This window comes from Burkholderia sp. Bp9142 (assembly GCF_003853415.1).
Taxonomy (GTDB): Bacteria; Pseudomonadota; Gammaproteobacteria; order Burkholderiales; family Burkholderiaceae; genus Burkholderia.
The window spans coordinates 60,725-80,383 of sequence record NZ_QTPP01000022.1 but is presented as its reverse complement, the minus strand read 5'-3'; the positions used below and the strand labels follow the sequence as shown (position 1 = coordinate 80,383).

Annotated in this window: 18 protein-coding genes and 1 other RNA gene; 10 read left to right on the top strand and 9 right to left on the bottom strand. The window is 68.0% G+C overall.

Annotated features, from left to right (window positions below; all coding sequences use genetic code 11):
* Positions 1-111 precede the first annotated feature (111 nt).
* An RNA gene (gene ffs / locus DIE22_RS23265) (signal recognition particle sRNA small type) lies at positions 112-210 on the bottom strand.
* Between the two features lie 418 nt (positions 211-628).
* On the opposite strand from ffs, the gene trxA reads away from it, so the two are divergent.
* From trxA to DIE22_RS23220, 8 genes are all read left to right on the top strand, one after another.
* Entirely contained in the window at positions 629-955 is a 327-nt protein-coding gene (gene trxA, locus DIE22_RS23260) for a thioredoxin TrxA (protein ID WP_006402348.1), read from the top strand.
* 194 nt (positions 956-1,149) lie between these two features.
* Positions 1,150-2,412, top strand: coding sequence for a transcription termination factor Rho (gene rho, locus DIE22_RS23255; protein WP_006478662.1), 1,263 nt, complete (start codon positions 1,150-1,152; stop codon positions 2,410-2,412).
* Between the two features lie 132 nt (positions 2,413-2,544).
* Positions 2,545-3,045, top strand: a complete 501-nt coding sequence (locus tag DIE22_RS23250; RefSeq protein WP_124498593.1) for a MerR family transcriptional regulator — start codon at positions 2,545-2,547, stop codon at positions 3,043-3,045.
* Positions 3,042-4,598, top strand: a complete 1,557-nt coding sequence (locus DIE22_RS23245) for an MFS transporter (RefSeq protein ID WP_124498594.1) — start codon at positions 3,042-3,044, stop codon at positions 4,596-4,598. Before DIE22_RS23250 ends, DIE22_RS23245 begins: the two co-directional genes overlap by 4 nt.
* Positions 4,599-4,636: 38 nt before the next feature.
* Positions 4,637-5,467, top strand: coding sequence for a zinc-dependent peptidase (locus DIE22_RS23240; RefSeq protein ID WP_124498595.1), 831 nt, complete (start codon positions 4,637-4,639; stop codon positions 5,465-5,467).
* Between the two features lie 160 nt (positions 5,468-5,627).
* Positions 5,628-5,888, top strand: a complete 261-nt coding sequence (locus tag DIE22_RS23235) for a type B 50S ribosomal protein L31 (RefSeq protein ID WP_124498596.1) — start codon at positions 5,628-5,630, stop codon at positions 5,886-5,888.
* A 227-nt stretch (positions 5,889-6,115) separates the two neighbouring features.
* Complete coding sequence (locus DIE22_RS23225; protein ID WP_124498597.1) at positions 6,116-7,873, top strand: glycosyltransferase family 39 protein; 1,758 nt, start codon at positions 6,116-6,118, stop codon at positions 7,871-7,873.
* A 2-nt stretch (positions 7,874-7,875) separates the two neighbouring features.
* On the top strand, positions 7,876-9,249 hold the full coding sequence (locus DIE22_RS23220; protein WP_124498598.1) for an MATE family efflux transporter: 1,374 nt from the start codon (positions 7,876-7,878) through the stop codon (positions 9,247-9,249).
* Here the strand turns inward: DIE22_RS23220 and lipA are convergent.
* The 6 genes from lipA to DIE22_RS23190 all read right to left on the bottom strand — a co-directional run bounded on the left by lipA (position 9,246) and on the right by DIE22_RS23190 (position 15,353).
* Positions 9,246-10,211 (bottom strand): lipoyl synthase, encoded by a 966-nt coding sequence (gene lipA / locus DIE22_RS23215; RefSeq protein ID WP_124498599.1) that lies wholly within the window; start codon positions 10,209-10,211, stop codon positions 9,246-9,248. The two genes, DIE22_RS23220 and lipA, sit on opposite strands and share 4 nt — an antisense overlap.
* A gap of 2 nt (positions 10,212-10,213) precedes the next feature.
* Complete coding sequence (locus tag DIE22_RS23210; protein WP_124498600.1) at positions 10,214-11,329, bottom strand: acetoin dehydrogenase dihydrolipoyllysine-residue acetyltransferase subunit; 1,116 nt, start codon at positions 11,327-11,329, stop codon at positions 10,214-10,216.
* A gap of 4 nt (positions 11,330-11,333) precedes the next feature.
* On the bottom strand, positions 11,334-12,338 hold the full coding sequence (locus DIE22_RS23205; protein ID WP_124498601.1) for an alpha-ketoacid dehydrogenase subunit beta: 1,005 nt from the start codon (positions 12,336-12,338) through the stop codon (positions 11,334-11,336).
* Positions 12,339-12,399: 61 nt separating this feature from the next.
* Entirely contained in the window at positions 12,400-13,383 is a 984-nt protein-coding gene (locus DIE22_RS23200; protein WP_124606177.1) for a thiamine pyrophosphate-dependent dehydrogenase E1 component subunit alpha, read from the bottom strand.
* Positions 13,384-13,458: 75 nt separating this feature from the next.
* The gene (locus DIE22_RS23195) at positions 13,459-14,235 is read right to left on the bottom strand and encodes an SDR family NAD(P)-dependent oxidoreductase (protein ID WP_124498603.1); all 777 of its coding nucleotides are present in this window, start codon (positions 14,233-14,235) and stop codon (positions 13,459-13,461) included.
* Positions 14,236-14,294: 59 nt separating this feature from the next.
* Complete coding sequence (locus DIE22_RS23190; RefSeq protein WP_124606176.1) at positions 14,295-15,353, bottom strand: ATP-NAD kinase family protein; 1,059 nt, start codon at positions 15,351-15,353, stop codon at positions 14,295-14,297.
* A gap of 523 nt (positions 15,354-15,876) precedes the next feature.
* On the opposite strand from DIE22_RS23190, the gene DIE22_RS23185 reads away from it, so the two are divergent.
* Positions 15,877-17,808 (top strand): sigma-54-dependent Fis family transcriptional regulator, encoded by a 1,932-nt coding sequence (locus DIE22_RS23185; RefSeq protein ID WP_124606175.1) that lies wholly within the window; start codon positions 15,877-15,879, stop codon positions 17,806-17,808.
* A 24-nt stretch (positions 17,809-17,832) separates the two neighbouring features.
* Here DIE22_RS23185 and DIE22_RS23180 read toward each other — a convergent pair whose 3' ends face one another.
* Entirely contained in the window at positions 17,833-18,267 is a 435-nt protein-coding gene (locus tag DIE22_RS23180; RefSeq protein WP_124498606.1) for a carboxymuconolactone decarboxylase family protein, read from the bottom strand.
* Positions 18,251-18,712: a MerR family transcriptional regulator gene (locus DIE22_RS23175; protein ID WP_124498607.1), complete on the bottom strand. Its 462-nt coding sequence runs from the start codon at positions 18,710-18,712 to the stop codon at positions 18,251-18,253. Before DIE22_RS23175 ends, DIE22_RS23180 begins: the two co-directional genes overlap by 17 nt.
* A gap of 298 nt (positions 18,713-19,010) precedes the next feature.
* Here DIE22_RS23175 and DIE22_RS23170 point away from each other — a divergent pair, with 298 nt between their 5' ends.
* The gene (locus DIE22_RS23170) at positions 19,011-19,628 is read left to right on the top strand and encodes a helix-hairpin-helix domain-containing protein (protein WP_124606174.1); all 618 of its coding nucleotides are present in this window, start codon (positions 19,011-19,013) and stop codon (positions 19,626-19,628) included.
* Positions 19,629-19,659: the final 31 nt, after the last annotated feature.

Sequence of the window (19,659 nt, the reverse complement as noted above, 5' to 3'; positions counted from 1 at the left end):
TAACGCTGCGTCGCGCCGACACGCGAAACGGTGCGGAAGACGGGCAAAGCGCGGGTAAAACGGAGAATGACGCAGAAATAAAAAACGCCCGGCGAACGGGGCGAGAGGAAAGGTGACGAGCCCGACCCTCGGCACTGGCGGAAAACGATTGTGGCTGCTTCGTTCCCGACCTGACCAGGTTCACCGCCCCACCATGCGAGGAGGCCCGTCACGGCATATTCTATCACCGCTTCCGGCCGAATGCGACCGTTTGTTCGCAACAATGCGAATGATCGAGCAAACCGGCGCGCGCATGGGCGCATGAAGCCGGTGCGAGCGCGCAGGAATGGCCGTGACTCTCCCGTATTGCGACTCTTGTATTTTGCAGGCCGGCCTCCACCTTCGGAACACAACGGTCGAACGGCGCGTCGTACCCCTACTCGCGTAGCGGCTACTATCGCCGCCCGCAGCAGATAGCAATTTAGGCTAATATGACGCCCGAACGACCCGCGAGCCGCGCGATGCAGCGCTTACGCCCTTCCTTCCGGAGAGCGGAGTGGCCTGCCGCAGCGGCCGGCAGCCGTCAGGCGGCCGGAGCGCCGCAACGCGCCAAGCAGGCAGTCCCCGAACCGTAAGAGGTATTGACCCAATGAGCGAACAGATCAAACACATCAGCGACGCATCGTTCGAACAGGACGTCGTCAAATCCGACAAGCCCGTGCTCGTCGACTTCTGGGCCGAATGGTGCGGTCCGTGCAAGATGATCGCCCCGATCCTCGACGAAGTCGCGAAAGACTACGGCGACAAGCTGCAGATCGCAAAGATCAACGTTGACGACAACCAGGCGACGCCTGCGAAGTTCGGCGTGCGCGGCATCCCGACGCTGATCCTGTTCAAGAACGGTGCGGCCGCCGCACAGAAGGTCGGCGCGCTGTCGAAGTCGCAGCTCACCGCATTCCTGGACAGCCACCTGTAATACCGGCTGTTCCGCGGACGTGTTGTCAACCGGCAACACGTCCGCCGTCAAGCCGCCGGTCGGCCGCTCAGGCACGAATCGGCGTATGCTAGAATCAAAAAACGTCTACAAGACGCATTAAGTCTCAGAGCGCTTCCGCTCGCCCTCCTCCCTTATTTCTTTTCGTCGCTTCTCCTCCCTGGCGGGTTCTCCGTATGCATTTATCCGAGCTCAAGTCTCTGCACGTGTCCGAACTGATCGAAATGGCCAATGGCCTGGAGATCGAAAACGCGAACCGCCTGCGCAAGCAGGAGCTGATGTTCGCCATTCTCAAAAAGCGCGCCAAGACGGGAGAGACGATCTTCGGCGACGGCACGCTCGAAGTGCTGCCGGACGGTTTCGGCTTCCTGCGCTCGCCGGAAATGTCGTACCTCGCGAGCACCGACGACATCTACATCAGCCCGTCGCAGATCCGCCGCTTCAACCTGCACACCGGCGACACGATCGAAGGTGAAGTCCGCACGCCGAAGGACGGCGAGCGCTACTTCGCGCTGGTGAAGGTCGACAAAGTCAACGGGCAGCCGCCCGAGGCCTCGAAACACAAGATCATGTTCGAGAACCTCACGCCGCTGCACCCGAACAAGCCGCTGTCGCTCGAACGCGAGATGCGCGGCGAGGAGAACGTCACGGGCCGCATCATCGACATGATCGCGCCGATCGGCAAGGGCCAGCGCGGCCTGCTCGTCGCGTCGCCGAAGTCGGGCAAGACCGTGATGCTCCAGCACATCGCACACGCGATCAAGCAGAACCACCCGGACGTCATCCTGTTCGTGCTGCTGATCGACGAGCGTCCTGAAGAAGTGACCGAAATGCAGCGCTCGGTCGCCGGCGAAGTGATCGCGTCGACGTTCGACGAACCGGCCACGCGTCACGTGCAGGTCGCCGAAATGGTGATCGAGAAGGCCAAGCGCCTCGTCGAAATGAAACACGACGTCGTGATTCTGCTCGATTCGATCACGCGTCTCGCACGCGCGTACAACACCGTGATCCCGGCGTCGGGCAAGGTGCTGACGGGCGGTGTCGACGCGAACGCGCTGCAGCGTCCGAAGCGCTTCTTCGGCGCGGCGCGCAACATCGAGGAAGGCGGCTCGCTGACGATCATCGGCACCGCGCTGATCGAAACCGGCAGCCGCATGGACGACGTGATCTACGAAGAGTTCAAGGGCACCGGCAACATGGAAGTGCACCTCGAACGCCGTCTCGCGGAAAAGCGCGTCTATCCGTCGATCAACCTGAACAAGTCGGGCACGCGGCGCGAGGAAATGCTGATCAAGCCCGAGATCCTGCAAAAGATCTGGGTGCTGCGCAAGTTCATCCACGACATGGACGAAGTCGAGGCGATGGAATTCCTGCTCGACAAGATCCGCCAGACGAAGAGCAATTCCGAGTTCTTCGACCTGATGCGCCGCGGCGGCTGATCGCCCTCGCCGCGCAACGAACGGCCGCCCGCGCGCGTCGCACGGCGGCCGTTTTTTCGACCCAACCTGTACGTGAACGTACAGGTTGATCTATAATCGCGCCATTGCCTCGACCGAAGTCCCGCCATCCCGATGCCGAACGACACGCCTTCCTCGCTGCTGACCGTGAGCGACGCCGCGTCGCGGCTCGGCGTCACGCCGCGCACGCTGAAGTATTACGAAGAGCGCGGGCTCGTCACGCCGTCGCGCAGCGGCGGGCGCTATCGCCTTTACGACGAAGCCGATCTCGAACGCTTCGCCCGCATCCTGCGGCTGCGCGCGCTCGGCTTTTCGCTGCACGGCATCACCGAGATGCTCAAGCGCCCGCTCGAGGAAACGGGCGACGGCCGGCGTCGTTATTCGGACGCATCGCTGCGCGACATCCGCACGGGGCTGGCCGAGCAGATCGACACGCTCGACCAGCGGATCGCGGCCGTCCAGCGCGAACTGAAGGAAGCCGTCGCGCTGCGCAAGGAACTGCAGCACGACATCGACTACATCGAGCGGCGGCTCGCCGGCGAAAACCCCGACGCGCTGATCGCGCAGCGGCAGGCGGAAGCCGGCACGCGACGCGCGCGCAAGAACCGCGAATGAACGTCGCGCCAGGTCGCTCGCCGCTCTGGAGCCGCGCGAACCTGCGCGCCGACCTGTTCCCGTGGGCGCTCGCGCTCGTCACCGGCATCGACTACTTCGACAACGCAGCCTTCTCGTTCTTCGCGAGCTACATCGCGGGCGGCATCAACGCGTCGCCCGACGAACTCGTGTGGTCGTCGAGCGCATACGCGGTCACGGCCGTGCTCGGCATCCTGCAGCAGCAATGGTGGGTCGACCGGCTCGGGCATCGCCGCTACGTCGCCGGCTGCATGCTGATGTTCTCGTTCGGCGCGATCGCCGCCGCGCTCGCCGACACGTCGCTCGAACTCGCGTTCGCGCGCGGCTTCCAGGGCTACTTCATCGGCCCGATGATGGGAGCCTGCCGGATCCTGATCCAGGTCAGCTTCAAGCCGCAGGAGCGGCCGCCCGCCACGCGCGCGTTCCTGATCATGATCCTGCTCGGCAGCGCGCTCGCGCCGATCGTCGGCGGGCTGCTCGTCGCGCATTCGACGTGGCGCGCGCTGTTCGCGTGCACCGCGCCCGCGGGCATCGCGTTCGCGATCCTCGCCCTCCTCACGCTGCCCGATTCGGGCCGGACGCCCGACGACGAACGCGGCTCCGGGCATTTCTGGCCCTACGTCGTGTTCGCGCTCGCGCAAGGCGCGCTGCAGATCGTGCTGCAGCAGGTGCACTACCAGCTCTACAGCGGCTCGCCGATGCTGATCATGCTGACGTTCGCCGGTCTCGGCGCGCTCGCGTGGTTCGCCCATCACCAGTGGCACCATCCGACGCCGCTCGTGCGGCTGCATGCGTTTCGCGAGCGCACGTTCCAGGTCGGGCTGCTGCTGTACATGTTCTATTACTACGAGTCGACCGGCTTCAGCTACCTGACCTCCCGCCTGCTCGAAGGCGGGCTCGGCTATCCGGTCGAGAACGCCGGGCGCCTGGTCGGCACGATGTCGCTGATCTCGGCCACCGCGCTGTTCGCCTACCTGCGCCATGCGAAGCGCGTCACGCACAAGAAATGGTTCGTGGTGCCGGGGTTCGCGATCGCGATCGCCGCCGCGCTGTGGATGACGCGGATGACGCCTCAGGTCGGCGAGGCCGCGCTGATCGTCCCGCTGCTGCTGCGCGGGTTGTTGCTGCTGTTCATCGTGCTGCCGGTCGCGAACCTGACGTTCCGCATCTTCGCGATCGACGAATACACGCACGGCTACCGGCTGAAGAACATCGTGCGGCAACTGACGATCTCGTTCGCGACGTCATCGGTGATCATCGTCGAGCAGCACCGGCTGGCCGTCCACCAGACGCGGCTCGTCGAGCGCGCGAACGTGTTCGATCCGCTGTTCCAGCAGACCGTCGACGCCCTCACGCGCAGCTACGCGGCCGCCGGCCATGCACTGAACGAGGCGCACGCCCTCGCGATCGCGTCGATCGCGAGGATGGTCGCGCAACAGGCGTCGTTCCTCGCGTCGCTCGACGGTTTTTATTTCCTCGCGGGCGTCGCGCTGGTCGGCGGCCTCTTCGCGGCATGGCAAAAAGAGATCGATTGAGTTAAAAGACAGGCTTTGGATCTTCCTGCGCTGCTTCCATGCTCTCGAAACTGACCCGCTGGTTCGACGACCGCCGCCGCGACCGCGCACTGCGGAGCCACCCGATTCCCGATGCGCTGTGGCAGGACACCGTCGCGCGCCTGCCGTTCCTCGATGCGCTGACGCCCGGCGACCTGGGCCGGCTGCGCGCGCTGACGAGCCTGTTCATCGCGAAGAAATCGTTTTCGACCGCGCACGGGCTCGAACTGACCGACGAGATGATCGTCGCGATCGCCGCCCAGGCGTGCCTGCCCGTGCTGAACCTCGATTTATCGCTGTACGACGGCTGGGTCGGCGTCGTCGTGTATCCGGGCGAATTCGTGATCCGCAAGACCGTGCAGGACGAGGACGGCGTCGTCCATGAAGTCGAGCAGGATGCGAGCGGCGAAGCGTGGGAAGGCGGCCCAGTGATCCTGTCGTGGGAAGACGCGCAGATGACGGACGGCCGCGACGCGTACAACGTCGTGATCCATGAGTTCGCGCACAAGATCGACATGGTCAACGGCGAGGCCAACGGGTATCCGCCCCTCTTTCGCCGCTGGCACGCGCCGCACCTGGACGCGCAGGCGTGGGCCGACGTGTTCGAGCACGCGTACGACCAGTTCTGCGCGCGGGTCGATGCGGTGCCGGATCGCGCGTGGGCGCGCTTCGAGCGCGACTCGCTGATCGATCCCTATGCGGCCGATCATCCGTCGGAATTCTTTGCGGTGTGCAGCGAGGCGCTGTTCGTGCGGCCGCGTGCGTTCGAGTCCGAATTTCCGGAGCTCTACCGCCTGCTCGCCCGCTACTACCGGCAGGATCCGGCCCGGACGGGCGCCCTCGACGCGTGATGAAAATTATTCGTCAACCGTCTGATTTTCTGGCATAATCTTCGTTTTTCGACCTTAGGCAAGTGGCTCGCGCCGGGCTTGACGTCGGCTGATCCGCGCAAATTGCGCGATCCGGCACGGCAAGCGGCGGGTTGGCTACCGCTCTCACCAAGGAAAGACCATGAAAGAAGGCATCCACCCGAACTACCGCGAAGTCGTCTTCCAAGACATGTCGAACGGCTTCAAGTTCATCACGCGCTCGACGATCCAGACGCGTGAAACCATCGAACACGAAGGCAAGACCTACCCGCTCGCCAAGATCGAAGTGTCGTCGGAATCGCACTCGTTCTACACGGGTCAGCAAAAGATCATGGACACGGCAGGCCGTGTCGAGAAGTTCAAGAACAAGTTCGGCGTACGCGCCAGCGGCAAGGCGAAGTAAGCTTCGCACCGATCCGGTGGCTGCAACGCACCGGTACCGCACGAAAGGGCAGCCCAGGCTGCCCTTTTTTGTCTCCGCTCGCCGGGAAAACGCCACACGCCGGCCGGCGCCCAGGCAATCGCCTGACGCGCAACGGCCGGCGCGTCTACAATGCCGGATGCTCGAATCCGAGCGCCGTCGGCGCATGACCGCACCGGCCGCCCGCCCATAACAAATCGCTCATCTGCATGAAGCCTGTCGTTCGTCTCACCGCCTCCGCCACGCGCGCGCTGCCGCGCTGGCTGCTGCTCACGCTCTGCCTCGTCTACGCGGCGTTCGGCCTGTTCGGCCGCGACCCGTGGAAGAACGAGGACGCGGCGGGCTTCGGCGTGATGTGGACGATGGCCACCGGCGGCTGGCACGACTGGCTGCTGCCGAATCTCGTCGGCAAGTTCATCACGACCGACGGGCCGCTCGGCTACTGGCTCGGCGCACTGTCGATCCGCGCGCTGGCGCCGTGGGTCGACGCGAGCAACGCGTCGCGCGTCGACACGGGCGTGCTGTTCTGCGTCGCCTGCGCGTTCGTCTGGTACGCCGCCTACCTGCTCGGCCGGCGTGCCGAGGTCCAGCCGTTCAAGTACGCATTCGGCGGCGAGCCGGAACCGCGCGACTACGGCCGCACGCTCGCCGACGGCGCACTGCTGATCCTCGTCGCGTGCTTCGGGCTCGCGGAGCGCGGCCACGAAACGACGCCGCAGCTCGCGCAGTTCGCGTGGATCGCGATGCTCGTGTACGGCATCGTGCGCGGCATCGACAAGCCGATGCAGGGTGCGCTGTGGTGGGGCGTCGCGGTCGGCCTCGTCGCCTTGTCCGGCAATCCGGTGCTCGTCGTCGCGCTGCTCGCCGGCACGGCCGCGCTGTGGCTCGTCACGCCGGAGATGCGCAACCTGCGCCTGCCGCTGGTCGGCCTGCCGCTCGCGGCCGCGATCTTCGCGCTGTGGCCGCTCGCCGCCGTCAATGCGGCGCCCGACGACGCCGCGTGGTTCTTCAACCAGTGGATCCACGGCAGCCTGATGCGCTTCTCGGGCCCGCCGACCGCGGTGCTCGCCTACGCGGCGAAGAACCTGCCGCTGTTCACGTGGCCCGCGTGGCCGCTCGCGATCTGGGCCTGGTGGAGCTGGGCCGGCATGCGTCGCCGCGCGCACATCGCGATTCCGCTGTCGGTCGTGGTGCCGCTCGTCGCGCTCGTGATCCTGCAGAGCCAGCAGTCGAACCGCATGTACATGCTGCTGCTGCCGCCGCTCGCGGTGCTCGCCACCTTCGCGCTGCCGACCCTCAAGCGCGGCGCGATCAATGCGTTCGACTGGTTCGCGGTGCTGAGCTTCACGATCCTCGGCACCTTCGTGTGGCTCGTGTGGCTTGCGTCGCTCACGGGCTTCCCGCATCCGCTCGCGCGCAACCTCGCACGCCTCGTGCCGGGCTACGAACCGCACTTCAAGATCCTGTCGTTCATCTGCGCGGTGATTGTCACCGCGTGCTGGTGCCTGCTCGCGCGCTGGCGCGTCTCGCGACAGCCGAAGGTGCTGTGGCGCAGCGTCGTGCTGTCGGGCGCGGGCACCACGCTGATGTGGGTGCTGCTGATGACGCTGTGGCTGCCGATCGTCAACTACGGCCGGACCTACAGCGACGTCGCGCAACAGATCGCGTCGCACCTGCCGAAAGACTATGAGTGCATCTCGCCTGTCCGGCTCGGCGATGCGCAGATCGCGACCTTCGCGTACTTCGGCGACATGCACTTCGAATTCTCGGGCGACTGCGACGTGATCCTGCGCCAGGACCGCGCGGACTTCGGCGAGCCGAGCGCGATGTCGCGATACGTGTGGCGTCTCGTGTGGGAAGGCCGCCGCGTCGCCGACCGCGACGAGCGCTTCCGCCTGTACGAGCGCATCGAGCGGCCGACGGCGCCCGTCAAGCGCCGCGGCCCGCGCCACCGGGCGGTCGATTGACGATGCTCGCCGACATCCGCCGGATCGTCGGTCTGGCGTGGCCGGTGCTCGTCGGCCAGCTCGCGATCATCGCGTTCGGTGTGATCGACACGGCGATGGTCGGCCGCTACTCGGCCATCGACCTGGCCGCGCTCGGGCTCGGTTCGTCGATCTACGTGTCCGTCTACATCGGGATGACGGGCATCCTGTCCGCGCTGCAGCCGATCACCGGGCAGTTGTACGGCGCGCGGCGCCATGCGGAAATCGGCGAGGAAGTCCGCCAGGCGCTGTGGCTCGCGCTGATGCTCGCGGTACCCGGCTTCCTGCTGCTGCATTTTCCCGAACCGCTGCTGCATGTCGCCCACGCGCCGCCCGCGCTGCACGACCGCACCGTCGATTACCTGCGGACCCTGTCGTACGGCCTGCCGGCGAGCCTCGTGTTCCGGATCTACAACGCGCTGACCAACGCGGCCGGCAAGCCGCGCCTCGCGATGATCCTGCAGGTCGGCGCGCTGCTGCTCAAGTTTCCGCTCAACGTGTGGTTCATCTTCGGCGGGTTCGGCATGCCGGCCCTCGGCGGCCCCGGCTGCGGGCTCGCGAGCACGCTGATCAACTGGGCGCTCGCGCTGATCGGCTTCACGCTGCTCGCGAAGCTCGACGTGTTCGCGCCGCTCGCGATCTTCTCGCGCTTCTGCTGGCCCGTCTGGGCGCGCCAGAAGGCGATCCTGAAGCTCGGCGTGCCGATGGGCCTGTCGTACCTGATCGAGGTCACGTCGTACACGTGCATGGCGCTCTTCATCGCGCAGTTCGGCACGACGACGCTCGCCGGCCACCAGATCGCCGGCAACATCGGCGCGGTGCTGTACATGACGCCGCTGTCGATCGGCGTCGCGGCATCGACGCTCGTCGCGCGCGCACTCGGTGCCGGCCGCGCGGACGAGGCGCGCCTGCTCGGCCGGCACAGCGTGATGCTCGCGTGCGGGATCGCGGCCGTGTACGGCGTGCTCGTGTTCACGCTGCGTCCGCTGATCGTCGCCGGCTACACGCCGAACCCGGCCGTGGCCGCCGCCGCGCTGCCACTGGTCGCGATCGTCACCTGCTATCACTTCTTCGACGCGCTGCAGATCACGTCCGCATTCGTGCTGCGCGCATACAAGGTCGCGATCGTGCCGACCGTCATCTATGCGGTCGCGCTGTGGGGCGTCGGGCTCGGCGGCGGCTACGTGCTCGGCTTCGACGTCGGCGGCATCGCGCCCGCATGGCTGACCGGCGCGCGCGGCTTCTGGTTCGCGAACACGATCAGCCTGATGCTCGCGGGCGCGGGGCTCGCGCTCTACCTGCGCCACGTCAGCCGCGCGCAACTGTCCGTCGGCGCAGACATTCGGCCCGCGGTTTAAGCATCCTCCAGCACGTTGGCCGCGTGATACGACGACCGCACGAGCGGGCCGGCAACGACTTCCCTGAAACCGAGCGCCAGCCCTTCGTCGCGCCACGCGGCGAACGCGTCCGGGCTTACGTAGCGCCGCACCGGCAGATGGTGCGCGGACGGCGCCAGATACTGACCGAGCGTCAGCACGTCGACCTCGTGCGCGCGCAGGTCGCGCAGCGTGTCGCGCACCTCGTCGTCGCGCTCGCCGAGCCCGAGCATCAACCCCGATTTCGTCACGAGCGTCGGCCGCGCGGCCTTCGCCTGCGCGAGCAGTTCGAGCGAGCCGCGATAGTCGGCGCCGGGCCGCGCCGCCCGATACAGCGACGGCACCGTCTCGATGTTGTGATTGAACACGTCCGGCCACGCCGACGACAATGCATCGAGCGCACGTGGAACGCGGCCGCGGAAATCGGGCGTCAGCACCTCGACGCCGATGCCCGGCACGCTCGCGCGCACCGCCGCGATGCACGCGGCAAAGTGCGCGGCGCCGCCGTCGCGCAGGTCGTCGCGATCGACCGACGTGATCACGACGTAGCGCAGCCCGAGCGCCGCGACCGCGTCGGCGAGCCGCGCGGGCTCGCCGGGATCGAGCGGCTCGGGACGCCCGTGCGCGACATCGCAGAACGGGCAGCGCCGCGTGCACAGCCCGCCCATGATCATGAAGGTCGCGGTGCGCTGCGCGAAGCATTCGCCGATGTTCGGGCACATCGCCTCCTCGCAGACGGAATGCAGCCGGTGATCGCGCAGCACGGCCGCCATGTCGGCGACCGCCCCGCTCATCATCGGCCGCGCCCGCAGCCACGGCGGCTTCGGCAGCGCCGCGCCGGCCGCGGGCTCGACGCGCACCGGAATGCGCGCGAGCTTGTCGCGGCTCCTCGCGCCCGGCTGGCCGAGCGCGGTGAGGCTGGGTCGTTCGAGCGCGGCGGCCATCGTCAGTCTCCGAGAAACGCGACGATCAGGCGGTTCACGTCGGCAGCCGCCTCCATCTGCACCATGTGGCCGCTGCCGGCGATCACCTCGGCCCGCACGCCGTCCGGCAAGCCCTGCGCATGCTGCGCCGGAATCACCTGGTCGCGCTCGCCCCAGATCACGAGCGTGCGCGGCGCGAGCGACGCGACGCGGTCGCGGAACACGCGCCGCTGGGTCGCGCCATCGAACGCGGCATTCGCGATCTTCTCCAGCGCGGCCTGCACGCCTTCGAGCCGCTTGTACTTGACGAGGTCCTCGACCAGTTGCCGCGTGACGAGCGCATGGTCCGCGAACAGCGCGCCGAGGTGCGGCTTCAGCGCATTGCGGCTGTTGCCGGCGACGAAGCCGTCGATGTAGCCGCGGTTGATGTCGGTGCCGAGCCCGGCGCTCGCGATCAGCGTCAGTGACGCCACGCGTTCCGGTGCGCGCTCGGCCGCCGCCATCGCGACCGCGCCGCCCATCGAATGGCCGATCAGGTGCGCGCGGTCGATGTGCCGCGCATCGAGCAGCGCGAGCACCGCGCCGGCCAGTTCGTCGAGGCTGCCGGTGTCGACCGTCTTGCCCGACTCGCCGTGCCCGGGCAGGTCGAGCGCCCACGCGGGCCGGTGCGCGGCGAGTTCCGCATGGTTGAACAGCCAGTTGTTGAGGTCGCCGCCGAAGCCGTGGATCAGCACGGCAGGCGTGCCCGAACCCTCGCCCAACTTCAGGAACCGGACCGTGCGTCCGCCGATCTGCGCCTTCTCGGGCTGCGGGCCCGCCGCGTCGTCGGCGGTCGCGCTCGGCACGAAATCGCGCTGGAATTCGGCGATCGCCGCGTCGATGTCGGCATCGCTCGCCTCGGCCGCGGCCACCACGCCGAGCAGCGCACCGACCGGCAGCGTCTCGCCCTCCTGCGCGACCTGCCGGCGCAGCGTGCCGTCGAACGCGCACTCGACGCCCGACGAGATCTTGTCGGTCTCGACGTCGAGCACTTCGTCGCCCTTCGTCACGCGCTCGCCGATCGCCTTCAGCCAGCCGTTGACCTGCCCCTGCTCCATCGACAGCCCCCACTTGGGCATCGTGATCATGTGAATCGACATCGTGTCAGCTCCTCGTCTTCAGTACCGCCTGCGCGATTGCATCGGCGGACGGGATGTACAGGTCTTCCAGCACGCCGGCGAACGGCGCGGGCGTGTGCGGCGCGGTAACGAGCTCGATCGGTGCCTGCAGCGAACGGAACGCCCGCTGGGCGACCAGTGCGGCAATATCGGTCGCGATCGAGCAGCGCGGGTTCGCTTCATCGACCACCACCACGCGCCCGGTGCGCTCCGCGCTCTCGAGGATAGTGTCCTCGTCGAGCGGCGACGTGGTGCGCAGGTCGATCACGTCGACCTGGATGCCGTCCTTCGCGAGCTTCGCGGCCGCGTCGGTCGCGAGATGCACCATCCGGCCATACGTGACGATCGTCGCGTCGTCGCCGTCGCGCACGACGTTCGCCTCGCCGAACGGAATCGCATAGGATTCCTCTGGAACGTCGCCTTCGCGCGTATAGAGCAGCTTGTGTTCGAGGAAGATCACCGGGTCGTTGTCGCGGATCGACTGGATCAACAGCCCCTTTGCGTCGTAAGGCGTCGACGGGCACACGACCTTCAGCCCCGGAATGTGCGTAAACAGCGACGTGAGCATCTGCGAATGCTGCGCGGCCGCACGCAGGCCGGCGCCATACATCGCGCGGATCACGACCGGCGTCACCGCCTTGCCGCCGAACATGTAGCGGAATTTCGCGGCCTGGTTGAAGATCTGGTCGAAGCACACGCCCATGAAATCGATGAACATCAGCTCCGCGACGGGCCGCATCCCGCATGCGGCCGCGCCGACCGCCGCGCCGATGTAGCCGCCTTCCGACAGCGGCGTATCGAGCACGCGGCCCGGAAACTTGTGGAACAGCCCCTTCGTCACGCCGAGCACGCCGCCCCATGCGTCGTCCTCGCCCGGCGCGCCCGCGCCGCCTGCGTTGTCCTCGCCCATCACGATCACGCTGTCGTCGCGCGCCATTTCCTGCGCGAGCGCCTCGTTGATCGCCTGCGAATAAGTGATTTTCCTTGCCATGTCTGTCTCCTGGGATATTCGGTTCGCCGTGCCGGCTGCCAGCGGGTGGATCAGGCCGCGCTCACGGGTACGACACGTACACGTCGGTCAGCAGGTCGGCCGCGTCGGGCAGCGGCGCGGCCTTCGCCTGCGCGACCGCGTCGTCGATCAGCGCCTTCACCTGCGCATCGACCGCACGCAGGTCGTCGGTCGTCAGCGCTTCGGCGCGCACGACACGCGTTTCGAAATGCTTCAGGCAGTCCTTCTCGTCGCGCAGCTTCTGCACTTCGCCCGGCGCGCGGTAGGTCTGCGCATCGCCTTCGAAGTGGCCGAAGTAGCGCGTGAACTTCACCTCGACGAGCGTCGGGCCGCCGCCGTTGCGCGCGCGTGCGACCGCTTCGCCGAGCGCCTCGTGCACCGCGAAGAAGTCGAAGCCGTCGACGATCACGCCGGGCATCCCGAAGCCGTTCGCGCGATCGGCGATGTTGTCGGTCGCGACCGACCAGCTCGACGACGTCGCTTCCGCATAGCCGTTGTTCTCGGCCACGAAGATTGCCGGCAGCCGCCACACCGACGCGAGGTTCATCGATTCGAAGATCACGCCCTGGTTCGATGCGCCATCGCCGAAGAAGCACACGCCGACACCGCCGGTCTTCTTGTGCTTGGCCGCGAGTGCCGCGCCGCACACGAGCGGGCCGCCCGCGCCGACGATCCCGTTCGCGCCGAGCATCCCCATCGACAGGTCGGCGATGTGCATCGAGCCGCCCTTGCCGTGGCAGACGCCCGTCTGCTTGCCGTAGATCTCGGCCATCATGCCGTGCACGTCGACGCCTTTCGCGATGCAGTGGCCGTGCCCGCGGTGCGTGGTCGCGACGTAGTCCTCGAGACCGAGGTGCAGCATCGTGCCGACCGCGGAGGCCTCCTCGCCCGCGTACAGGTGAACGAAGCCGGGGATTTCGCCGGTCGCGAACTCGACGTGCAGGCGCTCCTCGAATTCGCGGATGGTGCGCATCAGCCGGTAGGCGTCCAGCAGCGTGTCCCTGCTGAGCTGTGTCGAAACGGTCATGTGTGTCTCCTGGTAGGTCTGACTGCGAATGCCGCCGCGGCAACGCCGCGGCGACGGATTGCACGGCTTGCGCCGTCAATGGAACGTGAAGCCGCCGTCGACGTTCACGGCCTGGCCGGTCACGTTGTCCATCGTCGCGAAGAACAGCGCGAGCCGGCCCATGTCCTCGGGCGTCTGCGCGCGGCCCTGCGGAATCAGCGTGAGCTGGTGCCGCTGCCACGATTGCTCGACCGATTCGCCGCCGGTCTTCCATTCGTCGGACAGCCGGTCCCACATGTAGGTCCGCACGATGCCCGGGCAGATCGCGTTGACGGTCACGCCGTCGCGCGCGAGCTCCTTCGCGAGCGCGTTCGTGAAGCCGACCACCGCGAATTTCGATGCGCTGTAGTGGGCGAGATTCGGAAACCCTTCCTTGCCGGCGATCGATGCGACGTTGATGATCCGGCCGCGCCCCTGCGCCTTCAGATGCGGGAGCGCCGCGCGAGAACCGAGGAACGTGCCCTTCGCGTTCACGTCCATCACGAAATCCCAGTCGCGCTCGGTCAGCGCCTCGACCGGATGAATGCTGATCACGCCCGCGCAATTCACGAGGATGTCGAGCCGGCCCAGTTCGGCGAGTGCCTGCGCGACCATCGCATCGACCTGCGCGGCCCGTGTGACGTCGACCTTCGCGACCGCCGCCCGGCGGCCGAGCGCGCGCACTTCGCGGGCGGTCGCGTCGAGTGCGTCGTCGAGCAGATCGGCCAGCAGGATGTCCGCGCCCGCACCGGCGAGCGTCAGCGCAATGCCGCGGCCGATGCCGCGCGCGCCGCCGGTCACGATGGCGACCTGTCCTTCGAGTGGGGTTGTCATGGCGATGTCTCCTTGATGATCGTTATGGATGTCGAAATTCCGTCCGGGACAGCGGAGGCTCAACCGCGCCACGCGCCGGCGTCGCGCAACACCTGCCGCGACGACGCGTAACGGAGCGTGCGGCCGACATCGACCGTCAGCGGCCCGTGCCAGTCGAGCGCGATCTCGTAGCGGTCGCCGCGCGCGACCTCGATCTCGCGCTCGCCGTCGAACGCGAGCGTGCCGTGCTCGAACGGGATCGTCTGCCACGCACCCGGTTCGAGCCGCTCGCAGCTGCGCATCACGACACGATCGACGCGCCCGGGTGCGATCGGCGCGACGAGCGGCGTGCCGGCCGTCCTGCCGTCGGCGGCGAAGCGCATCGCGAGCCCGTGCGGCGCGCTGCGCTCGAGCGGCGCCCACGCGCCGCCGAGCGCGGACAGGCCGATGCCGTCCGGTTCCGCGAAAGTCAGGTAGAGCGTGTCGATGTCGTCGGGCGCCGAGATCGCGCGCGCGCCGATGAAGCGCTGGCGTACCGCGCACACGTCGACGAGCGCAATCTCCTCGCGCCCCGCGTTCGCCCCCGCCACGCAGCGCACGACGAGCCGCTTGTTGCGCATGAACGCGACCTCGGCCGGCACGGCGCCGGTCGCGGCGAGTCCTGCCGCGACGCCCGCGACGGTCGCCTCGCGATGTTCGGGAAACGCGTTGTTGGTGCCGGTGGACAGCGCGACGAGCGGTGTCGCGCCGCAATGCGCGGCGACTGCGCGATGGGTGCCGTCGCCGCCGAGCACGACGATCAGCGCGACTTCCATCCGGTGCATGTACGCGGCGCCCGCCTGTGTGTCGGCGACGGTATCCGAGATCGGCAGGTCGACGAATTCGACGTCGGGCCAGCGTTCCTGCGGCACGAGCGCGCGATGCGTCTCGAGCGCACGCATCAGCAGCGTCGCGATGCCGGTCTTGTCGCGCAGGGTCAGCACGCGCTCGACGCCCATCGCGCCGAGGCCGGCGAGCAGGCGTACGACCATGTTGGCCTTTTCCGCGGTCGGGAACACGGATGCATGTGTCGTCAGGCGGCGAATGTCGCGCCCCGATGCGGGGTTCGCGATCACGCCGACGGTCACGGGCGTCGTCACGGGCTTGTCTCCATCCAGTGGACCGGCGCTCGCGCACCGGCCCCGCATGTGTCGTCCGCCGTCATCGAGGGCAGCGGATCGTCGTCGCCGACGCGACCGCGCCGGACTTGCCCGTGACATCTGCAAGCCGCGTGCCACCGTGTGGGCAACGACCGCGAAACCCGCGTACGGACTGGCTCGGCGGGTACGCCTGTCATCGACACCTGCTGCCGTGGCAGCCCGACGCTGCGCGAAACCGCCCGTGCGTCTCACGCCGCCGCGCTCCCGGCGCACCGGTTTCGGCACCTTCATCCGCGTTGCGATTTCGCCGGCAAGCCACGCGGATCGCGGCGCGACGCGCACCGCCGTGCTCCGGACCACTGTCGCGCGTGGCATGTCCCCGCGTCTCAACCGCGCGAGATCGGCTGAGATACCGCTGAGACGAACGTCTCACGCCGCGCGCGTGCTGCGATGCAATGTGATCCGCGCAAGCGGATGTGCTACAAGAACATCGCATTCCCGCCGTACGGAACCGGAGCCGACCATGCCCTACGCCGTCCCCCAGGCCCAGCACGCCGACCGTGTGCTCGGCGCGCTCGCCGGACGCCTGCCCGCGCCGGCGGACTCCGCGCGCCTCGTGTCGTCGTGGCAGCGCTCGCTCGAGCGCTACGCGCTCGACCCCGCGTCGTCGATCGGCCCGCGCGTGCTGACCGCGGCCGAGCTGCGGGAGGTGCGCGACAAGGAGGAGGCGTTCCTGCGCGCCTCGGGCCAGTGCCTCACGCGCCTGCACGACATGATTCGCGTCGCCGACTATTGCGTGATGCTGACTGACGCGCACGGCGTGACGATCGACTACCGGATCGACCGCGAGCGCCGCACCGACTTCCGTCATGCGGGGCTGCACATCGGCTCGTGCTGGTCGGAAAGCGAGGAAGGCACCTGCGGCGTGGCAAGCGTGCTGACCGATCTCGCGCCGATCACCGTGCACAAGACCGACCACTTCCGCGCGGCATTCACCACGCTCACCTGCAGCGCGGCCCCGATCTTCTCGCCGGGCGGCGAACTGATCGGCGTGCTCGATGCGTCGGCCGTCCAGTCGCCCGACGGCCGCGACAGCCAGCGTCTCGTGTACCAGCTCGTGCGGCAGAGCGCAGCGCTGATCGAGGACGGCTATTTCGTGCACAGCACCGCGCAGCACTGGATATTGTTCGGGCATCCGAACCGTCACTACGTCGAGGCACAGCCCGAATGGCTGATCGCGTTCGACGAATGCGGCAATATCGTCGCCGCGAACCGGCAGGCGCGCGACGCGCTGCCGGCGCTACGCGAACCGCGCCATATCGACGAGATCTTCGATGCGACCGAGATGCCGCTGCGCGACGCCGCACGGCTCGATGCGATCGTCGCGCTGCGACTGCGCGCGACCGGCGCCCCGCTCTATGCGCGACTGCGTGCGCCGCTACGGCGTGCCGGCCGCGAGACCGGCACGGCACGGGCCGCCCCGGCATCGCGCCGCCCCGGCACCGCGCAGCGTCACGTCGGCGCGCTGACGCCGTTCCTGAACAGCAGCGACGCGCGCGTCGTGCAGCAGGCCGAACTCGCGCTGCGCGTGGCGAGCAAGCGGCTGCCGATCCTCGTGCTGGGTGAAACCGGCGCGGGCAAGGAGGTGTTCGCCCGCGCGATCCACGACGCCGGCGCGCGGCGCGCGCGGCCGTTCGTCGCGGTCAACTGCGGCGCGCTGCCCGAGGCCCTGATCGAAAGCGAACTGTTCGGCTACGCGGCCGGCGCGTTCACCGGTGCGCGCAAGCATGGCGCGCGCGGCAAGATCGCGCTCGCCGACGGCGGCACGCTGTTCCTCGACGAAATCGGCGACATGCCGATCACGCTACAGACGCGCCTGCTGCGCGTGCTCGCCGACGGCGAGCTCGTACCGCTCGGCAGCGATACGCCCGTGCGTGTCGATCTCGACGTGATCTGCGCGACACACCGCGATCTCGCCCAGATGGTGACCGACGGCACGTTCCGCGAGGACCTGTATTACCGGCTGAGCGGCGCGACGTTCGAGCTGCCGCCGCTGCGCGGGCGCGCGGACGTGCGCGACGTGATCGCCGCGGTGTTCGCCGAAGAGGCGCAGGCGACCGGCCACGTGCTCACGCTCGACGCGACGCTCGCCGAGCAGCTCGCCGCGTATCCGTGGCCCGGCAACGTGCGCCAGCTGCGCAACGTGCTGCGTTATGCGTGCGCGGTGTGCGACACCGCGCGCGTGACGATGCGCGACCTGCCGGCCGATCTCGCCGCGCAGCTCGGTGCCGGTCCGGCCGGCGCGCTGCCGGACGACGAACGCGGCCGCATCGTCGCGGCGCTCACCGCGCATCGCTGGCGGCCCGAAGCGGCCGCGCAGGCGCTCGGCATCTCGCGCGCGACGCTGTACCGGCGCATCGCGAAGCACCGGATCGTCGCGCCGCATCGGGCGTAACGTGTGGGCGCGCGCTCCGCTCCATCACGAGGCCTGCCCAGCCGCTTCGCTCGCCGCTCCGGCCTTGCCGGCCCCTTCGTCACGCCGCGAGAACACCTCGTGCGCGGCGAACAGCGCGTTGAGCGCGGCCGGGAAACCCGCGTATACGGCCATCTGCATGAAGACCTCGACGATCTCGTCGCGCGTGCAGCCGACGTTCAGCGCGGCCTCGATATGCACCTTCAGCTGCGGCTGCGCATTGCCGAGCGCGGCCAGCGCCGCGATCGTCGCGATTTCGCGCGCTTTCAGGTCGAGTTGCGGCCGGCTGTAGATGTCGCCGAAGCTGAACTCGACGATCAGCCGTCCGAAATCCGGCGCGATCGGTGCGAGGGCCGCAATCACGCGCTCACCCACTTCGCCGTCGATTTCCTTCAGTTTGTTCCAGCCGCGGGTGTAGCGGTCTTCAACGAGTCGTTCCATTGTGTCCGTCCTGTTCCGATGGAGAGTGAGAAGGTTTTGCCCGTCGTGCCATATCCCGCTCCTGTGCCTCATAGTTCTCGATCTTGTCGCTGATCACGTTGAGGCTCGCCTGCAGCTCCGCGATATGCGCGCGCACCGCGTCGCGATGCGCGACCAGCAACCGCCGCCGCGCACCGAACGTCGACTCGCCCTCCGCACGCAGCGCCGCGAACTGCTGCATCTGCGCGATCGGCATGCCGGTCGCCTTCAGGCGCATCACGAAGGCAAGCCAGTCAAGGTCGGCCGGCGCATAGAGCCGGTGCCCGGCCGCCGTGCGCGAAATCGCGCGCAGCAGGCCGGCCTGCTCGTAATACCGCAGCGTATGCGTCGACACGCCGGTCAGTTCGGCGACTTGCCCGATCGTCAGCGGACCGGCGGCGGAAGGTCTGGATACGGTTTTCGACATGGCAGGAACAAGGTTAGGAGTTAGAGTTCACTCTAAGTCAAGCATCGTCGAACCGCCAAGTACGACAATCCGCAGTCCCCGCCGCGCACACCTTCGCGGACACCGTAAAGAATGGTCAAAACCGTCGTCCGGCGCGGCTTTCCGTCTTTACAGCAACGCAAGCCTTCAGCAAGATTCGGTCAGCTTGTCTCAAAAAGGGCACGCATTTGTCCTATGCTTAACGGCGACGCCCGGCCAGGCCTCACCCCGCCGTCCGTTGCAACAGCCATTCATCCGTCAGAACCAGGGAGCCTTTGCCATGCTGAAGAAGCTGCTGATGCTGTTCGTCGCGCTGTCGCTGTCGCTGTCGCTCGCCGCCGGCCTCGCCGCGGCCGTCGAAGTCAATACGGCCGACCAGGCCGCGCTCGAATCGGTGAAGGGGCTCGGGCCCGTGAAGTCGAAGGCGATCATCGACGAACGCACCAAGAACGGCCCGTTCAAGGACGCGGACGATCTCGCGAACCGCGTGAAGGGTCTCGGCACCAAGTCGGTCGGGCATCTCGAGGAAAACGGCCTGACGATCGGCGGCTCGTCGACGCCACCGAAGGGCGTGAAGCTGTCGAAGCCGGCCGCGACGACGTCGGCGACCACGTCGGCCACGACGTCGGCAGGTACCGCCTCGACATCGACGACCGCGACGGCCGGCACGACGGCGACGGCACCGGCGCCGTCCGCGAGCGCACCGGAAGCAGCAGCCAAGCCGGCGAAGAGCAAACGCGCATCGAAGAAGGACAAGGCGGCCTCAGCCGCGGCGGCATCCGCCGACGCGGGCGCGAGCGCGCCGGCCGCAGCGTCGTCCACGCAGGCGACGAAGGGCTCGAAGAAGAAGAGCAAGAAGGACAAGGCAGCCTCCGCCGCCGCGGCGTCGGGCGCCTGATGTGCGCCGCGCGCGCGACGGCGTGCGCGCG

Bases quoted from the DNA above. Each gene is read 5' to 3' on its own strand.
- trxA (WP_006402348.1), top strand. From the start codon at position 629: ATGAGCGAACAGATCAAACACATCAGCGACGCATCGTTCGAACAGGAC.
- rho (WP_006478662.1), top strand. From the start codon at position 1,150: ATGCATTTATCCGAGCTCAAGTCTCTGCACGTGTCCGAACTGATCGAA.
- DIE22_RS23250 (WP_124498593.1), top strand. From the start codon at position 2,545: ATGCCGAACGACACGCCTTCCTCGCTGCTGACCGTGAGCGACGCCGCG.
- DIE22_RS23245 (WP_124498594.1), top strand. From the start codon at position 3,042: ATGAACGTCGCGCCAGGTCGCTCGCCGCTCTGGAGCCGCGCGAACCTG.
- DIE22_RS23240 (WP_124498595.1), top strand. From the start codon at position 4,637: ATGCTCTCGAAACTGACCCGCTGGTTCGACGACCGCCGCCGCGACCGC.
- DIE22_RS23235 (WP_124498596.1), top strand. From the start codon at position 5,628: ATGAAAGAAGGCATCCACCCGAACTACCGCGAAGTCGTCTTCCAAGAC.
- DIE22_RS23225 (WP_124498597.1), top strand. From the start codon at position 6,116: ATGAAGCCTGTCGTTCGTCTCACCGCCTCCGCCACGCGCGCGCTGCCG.
- DIE22_RS23220 (WP_124498598.1), top strand. From the start codon at position 7,876: ATGCTCGCCGACATCCGCCGGATCGTCGGTCTGGCGTGGCCGGTGCTC.
- lipA (WP_124498599.1), bottom strand. From the start codon at position 10,211: ATGGCCGCCGCGCTCGAACGACCCAGCCTCACCGCGCTCGGCCAGCCG.
- DIE22_RS23210 (WP_124498600.1), bottom strand. From the start codon at position 11,329: ATGTCGATTCACATGATCACGATGCCCAAGTGGGGGCTGTCGATGGAG.
- DIE22_RS23205 (WP_124498601.1), bottom strand. From the start codon at position 12,338: ATGGCAAGGAAAATCACTTATTCGCAGGCGATCAACGAGGCGCTCGCG.
- DIE22_RS23200 (WP_124606177.1), bottom strand. From the start codon at position 13,383: ATGACCGTTTCGACACAGCTCAGCAGGGACACGCTGCTGGACGCCTAC.
- DIE22_RS23195 (WP_124498603.1), bottom strand. From the start codon at position 14,235: ATGACAACCCCACTCGAAGGACAGGTCGCCATCGTGACCGGCGGCGCG.
- DIE22_RS23185 (WP_124606175.1), top strand. From the start codon at position 15,877: ATGCCCTACGCCGTCCCCCAGGCCCAGCACGCCGACCGTGTGCTCGGC.
- DIE22_RS23180 (WP_124498606.1), bottom strand. From the start codon at position 18,267: ATGGAACGACTCGTTGAAGACCGCTACACCCGCGGCTGGAACAAACTG.
- DIE22_RS23175 (WP_124498607.1), bottom strand. From the start codon at position 18,712: ATGTCGAAAACCGTATCCAGACCTTCCGCCGCCGGTCCGCTGACGATC.
- DIE22_RS23170 (WP_124606174.1), top strand. From the start codon at position 19,011: ATGCTGAAGAAGCTGCTGATGCTGTTCGTCGCGCTGTCGCTGTCGCTG.